The organism is Veillonella denticariosi JCM 15641 (assembly GCF_002959855.1).
Lineage (GTDB): Bacteria > Bacillota > Negativicutes > Veillonellales > Veillonellaceae > Veillonella > Veillonella denticariosi.
Genome location: NZ_PPDB01000003.1, coordinates 417,111 through 429,323, shown reverse-complemented (window position 1 = coordinate 429,323; position 12,213 = coordinate 417,111). Strand labels below are relative to the sequence as shown.

At 42.0% G+C, this 12,213-nt stretch carries 12 protein-coding genes; 9 read left to right on the top strand and 3 right to left on the bottom strand.

Translation table 11 applies throughout. The annotated features are described in order from the left end of the window. Window positions 1-95 precede the first annotated feature (95 nt). From VEHSUH05_RS04405 to VEHSUH05_RS04395, 3 genes are read left to right on the top strand one after another with little or no spacing between them, the layout of a single operon-like run. The gene (locus VEHSUH05_RS04405; RefSeq protein WP_105090846.1) at window positions 96-701 is read left to right on the top strand and encodes a MotA/TolQ/ExbB proton channel family protein; all 606 of its coding nucleotides are present in this window, start codon (window positions 96-98) and stop codon (window positions 699-701) included. Continuing rightward, a complete protein-coding gene (locus VEHSUH05_RS04400) occupies window positions 698-1,102 on the top strand; it encodes an ExbD/TolR family protein (protein WP_105090845.1) in 405 nt (134 codons plus the stop codon). Before VEHSUH05_RS04405 ends, VEHSUH05_RS04400 begins: the two co-directional genes overlap by 4 nt. Window positions 1,103-1,105: 3 nt before the next feature. Next, window positions 1,106-1,975: an energy transducer TonB gene (locus tag VEHSUH05_RS04395; protein WP_105090844.1), complete on the top strand. Its 870-nt coding sequence runs from the start codon at window positions 1,106-1,108 to the stop codon at window positions 1,973-1,975. 123 nt (window positions 1,976-2,098) lie between these two features. Here VEHSUH05_RS04395 and VEHSUH05_RS04390 read toward each other — a convergent pair whose 3' ends face one another. Together VEHSUH05_RS04390 and VEHSUH05_RS04385 are read right to left on the bottom strand one after the other, a co-directional pair. Next, window positions 2,099-3,718 (bottom strand): malolactic enzyme, encoded by a 1,620-nt coding sequence (locus VEHSUH05_RS04390; RefSeq protein WP_105090843.1) that lies wholly within the window; start codon window positions 3,716-3,718, stop codon window positions 2,099-2,101. A gap of 127 nt (window positions 3,719-3,845) precedes the next feature. Then, complete coding sequence (locus tag VEHSUH05_RS04385; RefSeq protein WP_054674505.1) at window positions 3,846-4,253, bottom strand: hypothetical protein; 408 nt, start codon at window positions 4,251-4,253, stop codon at window positions 3,846-3,848. A 211-nt stretch (window positions 4,254-4,464) separates the two neighbouring features. On the opposite strand from VEHSUH05_RS04385, the gene VEHSUH05_RS04380 reads away from it, so the two are divergent. Next, on the top strand, window positions 4,465-5,436 hold the full coding sequence (locus VEHSUH05_RS04380; protein WP_054674506.1) for a M48 family metalloprotease: 972 nt from the start codon (window positions 4,465-4,467) through the stop codon (window positions 5,434-5,436). A 213-nt stretch (window positions 5,437-5,649) separates the two neighbouring features. Beyond that, complete coding sequence (gene purB, locus VEHSUH05_RS04375) at window positions 5,650-6,945, top strand: adenylosuccinate lyase (protein ID WP_105090842.1); 1,296 nt, start codon at window positions 5,650-5,652, stop codon at window positions 6,943-6,945. A 143-nt stretch (window positions 6,946-7,088) separates the two neighbouring features. Here the strand turns inward: purB and VEHSUH05_RS04370 are convergent, their stop codons facing one another. Then, window positions 7,089-8,024 (bottom strand): oxidoreductase, encoded by a 936-nt coding sequence (locus tag VEHSUH05_RS04370; RefSeq protein ID WP_105090841.1) that lies wholly within the window; start codon window positions 8,022-8,024, stop codon window positions 7,089-7,091. A 128-nt stretch (window positions 8,025-8,152) separates the two neighbouring features. On the opposite strand from VEHSUH05_RS04370, the gene VEHSUH05_RS04365 reads away from it, so the two are divergent. The 4 genes from VEHSUH05_RS04365 to VEHSUH05_RS04350 all read left to right on the top strand — a co-directional run bounded on the left by VEHSUH05_RS04365 (window position 8,153) and on the right by VEHSUH05_RS04350 (window position 12,213). Then, a complete protein-coding gene (locus tag VEHSUH05_RS04365) occupies window positions 8,153-8,467 on the top strand; it encodes a winged helix-turn-helix transcriptional regulator (protein ID WP_105090840.1) in 315 nt (104 codons plus the stop codon). Window positions 8,468-8,841: 374 nt separating this feature from the next. After that, a complete protein-coding gene (locus VEHSUH05_RS04360) occupies window positions 8,842-9,987 on the top strand; it encodes an MFS transporter (RefSeq protein ID WP_105090839.1) in 1,146 nt (381 codons plus the stop codon). A 71-nt stretch (window positions 9,988-10,058) separates the two neighbouring features. Next, entirely contained in the window at window positions 10,059-11,342 is a 1,284-nt protein-coding gene (locus VEHSUH05_RS04355) for an adenylosuccinate synthase (RefSeq protein WP_105090838.1), read from the top strand. 526 nt (window positions 11,343-11,868) lie between these two features. Then, on the top strand, window positions 11,869-12,213 hold the full coding sequence (locus VEHSUH05_RS04350) for an ArsR/SmtB family transcription factor (protein ID WP_038117462.1): 345 nt from the start codon (window positions 11,869-11,871) through the stop codon (window positions 12,211-12,213).

Below are 12,213 nucleotides of genomic sequence, written 5' to 3'. Positions count from 1 at the left end.
ATTTTTGCGTGTATATTTTTCTTATGGGATATGGAAAAACATGATATAATTATTTCCAATAGAGTCCGATATATGTGGACTTTTGGAGGTTTAGCATGGACAGTATTATTCATTTATTTTCAGCCGGCGGATTTGTCATGGTTCCGCTATTTATTTTTCTCATTGCAACGTGGATGATCGGCGTGGAGCGTGTTTTGTTGTATCGCCGCTTTCGGAGGGATCTGAAAGCAGTCACGAAGTCTATGGAACAGCAGCCGTCGTGGGTGATGTTGCCGACCGTGGTGGAACGCGACGCCAAAGAACTCGGTGAACTATTGGCGACGCCGATGCGTCGCGCCCGTAATTATACGGCGCTTGAAAATCGATTACAGGACGTTATCGGCTATGTAGATGAGCGATTGAAGCGCGGTCTCGGGTGGCTCAGCATGATTGTAACGATGGCGCCGCTGCTTGGTTTATTGGGGACCGTGCTCGGTATGATTCGCGCTTTTGCCGTTGTAGGTGGCGACATCGGGGCCCCTACTGTCATTACCGGCGGCGTATCGGAGGCGCTCATTGCGACGGCAACGGGCCTTACAGTTGCCATCATAGCGCTCGGCTTTCACAGTTACTGTGCGGCGCGCGTAAATGATTTCATCAATGAACTGGAGCATGCGTGCGGGGTCATTTTAGACGTATATAACGAGGATTCATCCGTATGAGACGACGTACATTAGGTGTAAAAAAAGAACCGGCCATCATGATTATCCCCATGATCGATATCGTGTTTTTCCTGCTCGTATTTTTCATGATCGGCACGCTGTACATGAATTCGGAGCAGCAGATACCGATCAGTTTGCCGAGTACTTCGACTTCATCGGCGAAGTCCATCGAGCCGAAAACGATTACGCTCACCTCGAATCATCGGCTGTTCCTCGATGACCGTGAACTTGACGGAGAGGCGTTGGCCGGTGCGGTGCAACAGATCGTGACGGAAAATCCGCGGCAGGCTTTTGTCGTTCGTGCCGCCAAGGATGTCGTGTATAACGATGTCATTACGTTGCTTGATTTGCTCAAGGTGAACGGCGCCAAGTATATTAGTGTAGCGACGGAGCGCAAATAGGCTATGCTGGATACGAATTATAAGAAACCGTTCGTCATCGCCGCCGTTATTAGTTCCCTGTGGACCTTTGCGTTCGGCCTGTCTCTGCAGCAGATGGGAGGTACGGGCTTCGGCGGGGATATCATGACGGAAATCACCTTTGATGTCGACAGTGATGGTGAAAGCTTCGGTACTGAAACGGGCAAGGTGGAACTTCATCATGCGGACCCGGCGGCCACCGATGCGGCAAAGGGCAATACCGATAATGATAAGTCGGCACAGGAGGAGAAACATACGGAAACGGTTGAGCCGAAACAGACCGCAGCGAATAATCTCTATTCGACGCCGGACGTTAATACGCCGAAACATATGGAATGGGGTTATGTGCGCAATACGGATTCCGTGAATCAGTCGGATGAGCCTGTAGCGGAGATGCAGGACGGGTTTGCTAAATCGAAAGAAGGGGAGTCTGAGCAAAAATCCTTCGGTTCATTTTCCCGGAATAAGAAAAATCCAAATTCAGGAATTTATGACGGTACGAACGGGAATAATTTACCCGATCAGGAATCCGATCTATCCTTTATGAGCCCTGTGGCATTAGGACTGCTTTCACGAGGGTTACAGGAGGAATTGAAGCCGACACCGGAACGAAATGCGACGAGCTTTTTGAAACGCGTGCAGGAACAGGCCCGTCAATCGCATTTGCAGGGCGCCGTGGTGGTGAAAGTGCATTTCGGCGAGTCCGGCGAAGTGGTGGGCACGCGAATTATCGACGATAAGGTGGCGCCGGCCATTAAAGACGAGGCGCTTCGCATCGTGAAACACAGCGGCACTATTGAAAACAATTTAGGACACCCTACGACATTGACCATACCTGTCGTATTAGGCGAATAAAAGGCTGTACCGATGATGAACATCGAGTACAGCCTTTTGCTATTGATGAAAGAATTTATATTTTAGAAATTTGATTTTGTGAAAATGTTATGATGTAATTTATATGGTAGTTACTGCAGAGGGTTATTTGTATTCCGGTTTCCATACAATTGCATCGATGGCGTCATCTACATTTTGTTTTTCCGCAAGGCCTTCTTTGATAGCGCATTCAGCGACTGCCTTGGCAACCGTGCGTGAAAATTCTGTTAATTTTTCAACAGGAGGTAATGTGGCGGCACCCGGTTTTGTCGTGTCTACAAGCCCTTGTAGTGCGTGAGCCGCAGCGGAAATCATTTTATCGCTTAAACGGCTTGCATTTACAGCTAATACCCCAAGACCTACTCCGGGATAGATGAGAGCATTGTTTGCTTGACCAATGTCATACGTTACTCCGTTGAATTCAATCGGATCATATGGCACACCTGTTGCGATGAGCGCTTTTCCGTCAGTCCATGTCAACAAATCCTGAGCGCTTGCCTCGGCTAATTTAGTCGGGTTAGATAATGGGAAGATAATAGGCCTTTCAACATGTTTGGCCATTTCTTGGATGACTTCTTTCGTGAAAGTTCCCGGTGCCGTAGATGTACCTATCAGGATGCCGGGCTGAACAGCTTTTACAACAGCATGTAAATTAGTCAATTCATGGGCATTACTGAATTCAGAACGTTTGCGGGCGAATGATTTCTGTTCAACAGTTAAATCCGGCATATCATCGAATAAGAGCCCCTGTTTATCTACGAGATAAAAACGGCTACGTGCTTCATCTTCGGATAAGCCCTGTGCCATCATTTCAGTCATGACCAGATTGGCAATACCTACGCCGGCCGTACCCGCACCGAAGCATACATATTTTTTATCTGTCAATTTATCGCCGCTGATTTTGAGTGCACCTAAGATACCCGCGAGGGATATAATGCCTGTACCCTGTACATCATCATTGAAGGTCGCGATTTGAGGACGGTAGGTTTTTAAAATTTCTGTGGCGTGGTCACGACCGAAATCCTCCCAGTGGAGATATAGTTTTGGAAATTTAGTTTCTACATGACGGACAAAAGTTTCGATGAATTTGTTATATGTGTCGCCGGTAATACGATTTTTACGTATGCCCAGATATAATGGATCTTCGAGAAGTTCCTTTCGATTAGTGCCTACATCGAGCACGATAGGTAGAACCCATTCGGGATTTATACCGGCAGCTGCGGTATAGACCATAAGTTTTCCCACAGAGATATCCACACCGTTAGTACCCCAGTCCCCGATGCCCAGAATTTCTTCCGCATCAGTAACAACGATGAGACGAATATCACGATCGTCTGCAGCACGTTCTAGAATGGTATCGATTTGGTCAATATTATCCTCCGTAATATATGCGGCATATTCCGGGTCGATGAATTCGTGACTGAATCGTTCAATGCTTTCCGAAATGACGGGGTCATATACAATTGGCATCATTTCGGCCACATGTTCACTAAATACTTTGAAAAAGAGTGTGCGGTTTGTAGAGAAAATACGCATTAGAAATTCCCGTTTCTGTAATAGGGAATCTTTACGGTTAAATAATTCATAGGTTTGAGCTGCCTGTTGTTCTAATGTCTGTACTTCAGGGGGTAACAAACCTTCAAGTCCTAATTTTTGTCGTTCATCCTTGGTAAAAGCGGTACCTTTGTTTAGGAAGGGATTGTTTAAAATTTCATAAGCTTTCATATTGACCTCCTGATAGAGAATGATACGTGGTACTATATTAAATTGTACCTGTTCTTATCATACACTAGTCGTCAATTATATTGAAAGTATATTTTACATTGTTATTGTCAAGTATCTGGAAAGCACATTAATTTTGTGTAAATATTGTTTTAGTTGAGTTGTATACCGCCGTATAGACGATAGCGCCGCCGATAAAGAGTGTCACCTGCATTGGGGTACTGAATTGATCGGCGCGCCACAATGCGAAGGCGTAAAAGAACATGGTGATCAGCATGATGAGAAAAGCGATGATAACGCGTACATTCGTGTGTACAGCAAGAGATGTGTTGATGCGGGATTTATTCAATATAACGTAGAGTAACGACACGAGAATATCTACTGTAAAGATGGAGAAGCCATAGTTGATATCAAGCTCATCAAAGAGCACAACGGCTAAGCCGATAAAACTGAGGCCGAAGAATAAGCGCAAGAGAGTGCCCGTAGTATTTGATTCGTTGCGCTGAGCGCGGCGTTCTTTTCTGTTTAAATTTGACATGCAATCCTCCATTAAGTGAAACATATTCAGGTATATTATTATATAGGATTAATAGGCTCTTTTATAAAGCTAAATTCTATCATGATACAAAATTATGATACAAAGATCCGTATGATTATTATATCTCACAATGTGCAGCTATGATATACTATAAATTAATTTGTACCCATTAATTTGTTCCTATAGTTGAAATATGCAGAAGAGAGAGCGTATGCTTCAAGTTATTCTTACCTATATAGTCAATGTTATCATCGTTTTTGTATTTTTTCCTATTCTGGAATCGGCAGTACAAATGGTGCATCCCTTTTCATGGGACTGGCTCATGAAACCATTGCATTTGGCTGATAAGTTGGAGGTGTATATCGTTTTGGCTATGGCGCTGCCTGTTATTGTGGCGATCGGATTCTTTCTGCCGCCTTTTCGCTGGCTTTCACATGTACTAAACGGTGAAAGAAAACCGACAACGGCGGAATCGGGTTATATAGAGCCTATTATGAAAGAATTATGCGAACGCAGTGGCGTTTCTCGAAACTCTTTAGTGCTGCGCATGCGCAGTGATAATGATATTAATGCGTTTGCTTCCGGTATTAATCATATTACGGTTCATACGAGAGCATTACAGATTCTGGATGAGCGACAGCTGGTCGGCGTTTTGGCACATGAACTAGGTCACTTGAGGCATCGGGACACGATTTACTTAACGATTACCTATGCGATGAACCGCTTGGGCCAATTAATTTTGAATCTGGTGATACTTTTAAATGTAGCGTTAAATGTATTCATGATTATACCGATTCTTAATATTCTGGTCCGCATACTTCAACTGGTCTTTTTGGCAATGATTGCAGCTGTGAAATACGTGCTGCTGATACCTCAATATATTACGTATTATTTTGACAGTCGGCGCCGCGAGTACGCTGCAGACGCCTATGCCGTATCGATCGGCTTGGGCCGAGAATTGCGAGATGGTCTGGTCTATTTAGGGATTCTAAGTGCAGAAATTGCCGTTCTGGATAATGGTCAAGTGTGTGATTGTGAAAGAAGAGGATTCTTCAGCCGTTTCTTTATTACTCACCCTAAAACGATTAACCGTATTCATCGTCTTGATGAGGGCATAGAAGTATATGAACTTAAACGTGGACTCAAAGCGAGTCGGGAGGCCGGGAATTCGGCTAATTCATAAATTAGAATTTCACATGTAATATTAATAAATATTTTTCAAGCGAACTTATATTGATAGAGTATAGCTTAAAAAAATCTATTTTTAAAATGTGAACAATTAGTAAATTTAATATATTTATCATTCGGAATTTGAGGCCGAATTGATTGAATGACCCTTTCACATATGGTACAATAAGCCTATCAATACTAGCTTTTATCATGCAAAGGAGACATCATGATACCACGTTATACACGAGAAGAAATGGGCCATATCTGGAGCGAACGCAACGAGTTCGATACAATGTTACTGGTGGAAACACTGGCATCCGAAGCGCAGGCGGAGCTCGGCGTAATCCCTAAAGAAGCGGCGAAAATCATTCGGGAAAAGGGCAATTTCGACGTTGAGCGTATTCATGAAATCGAGAAGGAAACGAACCATGACATCATTTCCTTCGTGACGGCAGTGGGCGAATACGTCGGTCCTGAAGCGGCTAAGTATATCCATCTCGGACTTACCTCTACAGACGTGAAAGATACGGCGCTCGGTTACATGATGAAGCAGGCATGCGATATTTTGCTCGCCGATTTACAGAAATTGCACGATGTATTGCGCCGTCGCGCCGCGGAATTTAAACATACGCCGATGATCGGTCGTACTCACGGAATTCACGGCGAGCCTACCACGTTCGGTTTGAAACTGACGTTGTGGATGGCGGAGGTGGAACGCGATATGGAGCGCCTGGAACATGCCCGTAAGAATGTAGCGGTCGGCAAGTTGTCCGGTGCGGTCGGAACGTACTCCAATATCGATCCGTTCGTGGAACAGTATGTGTGCGAAAAACTGGGCCTTGAACCTGTAAAAATTGCGACGCAGGTGGTGCAGCGCGATCGCCATGCGGAACTGATTTCCACGATCGCTGTCATCGGCGGCACATTGGATAAAATCGCGTTGGAGATTCGTCATTTGCAACGCACGGAGGTTCGCGAGGCGGAGGAATACTTCAGCCCGAAACAAAAAGGATCCTCTGCGATGCCGCATAAACGCAATCCGATTACCTGTGAAAGAATCTGCGGCTTGGCCCGTTTGCTTCGCGGATATGCTCAATCCGCCTACGAAGACCAGGCGTTGTGGCATGAACGCGACATTTCCCACAGCTCTGTAGAACGCGTTATTCTGCCGGATGCGACGATCACATTAAATTATATGCTGCACCTAACAATCCGTACCATTGATAAATTGTTGGTATATCCTGAAACTATGCTTAAAAACCTTAACCTTACAGGGGGCCTCGTATTCAGCCAAACAATTTTGACACATCTTGTAGACAAAGGTGCGGTACGTGACGAAGCATATCGTTGGGTTCAAAAACATGCTATGGAACGCTGGCTTGAAGGCAAAGACTTTGCAACAGGTTTAAAAGCTGATGAAAATATTAAGAAGTACATGACTGATGAGGAAATTGATGCATGTTTTGATCCATATAAATTGTTAAAACATGTTGACACTATCATGGCGCGGTTTGGATTATAAAAATTGGTGCTATGCATTGGGAGAATATTTAGTGGTTAGGATGTATAAAAAAGGTTGTTGCAAATTAAATTATTGAATAAGAGGTAATTAAGACGTTTAGTTAGTAATTGAATTATTCTTATTTCATAGGTTTGTAACAGTCCTTATTTTAGTGAATGTAGTACAAAATTAGAATCAGATAAGAAGGGTCTTCCATAAGCAACAAAATCACAATCTCCATCTTCAATTAACTTATTACCTCTGCTTAAAGTTCTTATGTCATTTACAATGATAACAGGAATATTGACATTTTTTTTAACTTGAATACCTGTGTAAATAAAATCATTATATTCAAATCCATCAGGCAATTTTATTTTTCTATTTTCTGGTATTCCACTGGATACATGTAATATATCAACTCCTATTTTTTCAAGAGCTTTTGCTGTTTCAATATCAGTGTTTATATTTTCAGTCCAGCCCATTCTGTAAGAAATAATAAAGTTATCTTTTGAGAAATTTTTAATACCTTCTATAATTTCTTTTACTAAATTTAATCGTTCAATTAGATTCCCCCCATAATTATCTTTTCTTTTATTAGAAATTTTTGATGATAACATATTAAAAAAATATTCATGAGCACCATGTAATTCAATGCCATCAAGTCCCGCTTCTTGACAAAATTTAGCACTTTTTATAAAACAATCTCTAAGATACATTAAATTATCTTTTGAGAGTTCATTAATATTATTTGAATTCTTTTCGAGAAATTTAAAATTTAAAGTATTTAACTGTGCTATAAATTTAGTGCCATATTTATGGTAAGTATCAGAAATTTTCCTTAAATATTTAATATGTTCATTGGAATATATTCCTGCCCAGTTTGAAACATCTCCAACTATTTCTTTTTTATTTGCAACTATAAGTGCTTGACTAATTATTAAACCTATTCCTTTATCTGCATAGTTTAGATATGTATTAAGTAATTTTTCTTCCATAATTCCATTTTTATTTTTATAACCGAAATGTACCATAGGTGCCATCACAATTCTATTAGAAAAGTTGACACCTTTTACTTTAATCTGACTAAATATATTTGACATAATATCACTCCTTATCCTTACTGATTATTTAGATATATTATTTAGATATTTTTCATTATACTGTTTTATATTTATTAGGGTAAGAACGCACTTTTTTGGAAGATACTATCTAAAAGGAGAGTAGTAAGATGGAAAATATATGTAGAAGTAAACAAGCACCATTTTTAAAAACATTTTCCATGATAAATGGAAAATGGAAATTGAGAATATTATATGAATTAGCTTGTGAAAAAATTTTACGGTATAGTGAATTAAAAAGAAATTTAGTGCCCATAACACATAAAATGTTAAGTGCTCAATTAAAAGAGTTAGAAGAAGATGGTATTATAATTAGAAAAGAGTATCCACAAGTTCCACCAAAAGTAGAATACTTTCTTTCAGAAAAAGGGATATCTTTTATACCAATCATAAATGCTATGTGTGATTGGGGAAAAATAAATTAAAGCCTATACATTGATATACTCATAAAAGAGAGGCTTGGATGTTTGATTTCGCCAGGTCTCATACTCGATTAATATGTGAAGATGTGGCCTGGTCGACGACTGGGGTCTTTTTTATTTCTGGTCACTGCCAACTCTCGAGAAATTGGCAAGAACCGGCCATCTAGAGGCCTCCACTTACACTATAGTTGTAATTTATAGAAGTGTAAATATAAATGATGACACTATTGTTCACTTAGGTGACTAATAGGAACATGACAAGTATAGATAAGTATAGTTTAATAGACAAAAAACGACTTGGCGCTGCCCGCTAGGGCAGAGATGGCCATTGGAGGCTTTTGGTCTATGCCTACCCTTTGTTTTATAGGAGTTTTTGTATGAAACGTATTGTACGAAAATATGCACCTCCCATTTTTCATTGCATCAACGATTTCGGTCAAGGTTCCCTTGCAGCGTTGATTCCGTTTTTTATTGCGAATTATGGGCTCAATTATTATCAGGCGGCGACCGTTATTTTCTGCAATACCATAGTGGCGTCCGTGGCCCAACCCGTCTTGGGATATGTGGCCGATCGGTGGCGTGTGCCCTGGTTTATTCCGCTTGGCTTTACGATCTGTCTCGTGTCACTTAGCGCCATTTCTCTGGCTACCAGCTATGAGATGATTTTGCTTTTGTCTCTTATAGCCGGAATCGGGGCTGCCTTGTTTCATCCCGAGGCGGCGCTTCTCGTCAAGCGTACGCAGTCTAACGAAATCGGCAATGCCATGGGGCGTTTCGCGGTTGGCGGCAGTGCGGGCTTTGCCTTGGGACCTCTCATTGCGGGCGGCACCTATATCTTCGGTGCGAATTATCTGTGGATATTTACGGTGGCGGCGGCCATCGGGGTAGCCCTTTATTACTATGCTTTCACCGGCGATGGTGAAAGTACGGTAACACAGGAAAAAATGACGAAGGATGACCGTGATGCCACCAATGACTGGCTCAGCTTCGGTAAACTGTTTTTTATCATTTCATCGCGGTCCATCTTGTTTTCCGTGCTATCCATTTTTATTCCGATTTTGTACATTACGGTAATCAATGGCACGCCGGAAACATCCAGCTTGGCATTGACCGCATACTTCGGCCTCGGCGGCATTCTTACATATGTGGGCGGGTGGTTATCCGATCGCATCGGATTTTTGAAAACCATTAAACTCGGATATATCGTGTTCCTGCCATCCGTACTCGCCTTTATTTTTATCCCCAATATCTGGGGCTTTTTCGGCGCCATGATTCCCATGGCGTTCGGTGTTTTTAGTCAATATGGCCCCGTAACGGTGCTGGGTCAAAAATACTTGGCGAAAAATGCGGGATTCGCTTCGGGGATTACACTCGGTCTAGGCATTACGTTGGGCGGCCTCGTAGCGCCGTATGTGGGACATCTGGCGGATATCTACGGCGTACAGACCGCATTAGAGGTCTTGATCCCGGTAGGACTCGTGGGATTGATTATGAGTTTCTTATTGAGGGAACCGGAAATATAGCTTTCACAGAGTCCGAACATTGTTGTATAATGTTAGTGGAATAATTAGACTTTCACATGGAGGATATATACATGGCAACAAGTATGGTTATCGGCACTCAATGGGGTGACGAGGGTAAAGGTAAAATCGTTGACTGTCTTGCAGAACGGGCTGATGTTGTTGTTCGTAGCCAAGGCGGGAACAATGCAGGGCACACTGTGGTGGTGGATGATAAAGCATTTGCACTTCGCTTGTTACCGAGCGGTATCCTGTATGATAATAAAACGAATATCATCGGCACCGGTGTCGTTATCGATCCTAAGGTGTTGTTAGGGGAGATCGCAGGCCTTGAAAAAGAGGGGAAATCCGCGAAAACTCTTAAAATTTCCGACCGTGCTCACTTGATTATGCCATATCATATCGCTCTCGATACGGCTGAGGAAGCGTCCAAAGGGGATGCGAAAATCGGGACTACTAAAAACGGTATCGGTCCCTGCTATGCGGATAAAATTAACCGTATCGGCATTCGCGTCTGCGACTTGTACGATATGGACGTGTTCAAGGAAAAATTGGCGTACAATGTGGAATTTAAAAATAAAATCCTTCGCAACGTATATGGTGCGGACGGCGTAAATTATGATGAAATCCTCGTGGATTACATCAACTATGCGGAGGCGTTGAAACCATATGTGACGGATACGAATATCGCCTTGCTGAAGGCCGTAAAAGCCGACAAAAAGGTATTGTTTGAAGGTGCGCAGGCGACGATGCTCGACCTCGATCACGGCACATATCCGTTTGTAACGTCTTCTCATCCGATTGCAGGCGGTGCATCCACCGGTGCCGGCATCGGTCCTAACTATCTGAAAAATATTTTCGGCGTTGTGAAAGCCTACGCTACGCGCGTCGGTGCAGGCCCGTTCCCTACGGAACAGCTCAATGAAATCGGTGAAAATCTTCGTAATCTCGGACATGAATTCGGCACCGTAACAGGTCGTCCACGTCGTACGGGGTGGCTAGATCTCATGGTTGTTAAATATGCGGCCGGTCTTAACAGCTTGGATTATCTCGCTATTACGCGCCTCGATATTCTCGATTCGTTCAAGGAATTGAAAATCTGTGTGGGCTATAAACTAAACGGTAAAGACGTGGAAGGCTTCCCGGCTGATTTGAAAGATTTGGAAGCTTGCGAACCCGTGTATGAAACATTACCGGGCTGGGAAACGGATATTTCCGGCATTCGTGAATACGATAAATTGCCTGAAAATGCCCGCCAATACGTTGAACGCATTGCAGAGGTAACAGGTGTGCCTTTGGGGATCGTATCCGTCGGCCCTAACCGGAATCAGACAATTGATTTAGTAAAGATATTCTAAACGATATATAATTAGTAAAAAATATTCCGGATGATATCCGGTGAGTTAAAGATATTTGGTTAATTATAATACTTGTAATGATGTCTTGTTAATTAAAACTTAATTGACGTTTAATTGAGCGTATCCTTCGGGGTACGCTCTTTAGTTTCATTAAAATTGGTAGAGAGACCTGGGCAAGATTCGTGTAGGCCTTAACCCATAAATAGAATGTATTTTTATATTCTTAACCGAATATTCTATAGAAAAAATTTTTGGTAAAATCAGTATATATGCATAGATGAGCATAACAAAATGTGTCTATATGTTGTAAATTTATTCGGTATATTCTGTGAGGATGCCAATATACGTGGACGTTTTCGATAATTTGTGGTTAAATTTTACTACATAAATAAAAGTTGTGTATTCAAAAGAAATTATTAACATACGGATAAACAGAAAAAAATAGATTTACTTTTAAAAATAGTATATAATAAAAGAAATAAGTAGATAGATATTATTTGATATGGATTTTGAGGAGTTTATAGATATGGTTGAAGTTTCCTACGAACGCTTAGCGACAATTTTTAAAGCCCTTAGTGATGAAACGAGATTGCATATCATCGATATGTTGTCCTGTAACGAATTATGTGCCGCAGATATCTTGGCCAGCTTTAACTTGTCTCAATCGACATTGAGCTATCACATGAAGATCTTAATCGATGCGGGTGTGGTAAATTCCCAGCGTAACGGCCTGTGGACCCGTTATTCCATCAATGAAGCGACATTCGAAGATATTCTGGAAATCATTCCTCAACTGTACAAAACGAAGGATGAATGTATTTGTGCACAAATTAAATACTGCCGTATTTCGGATCACGAAAAAGAAGTGTAA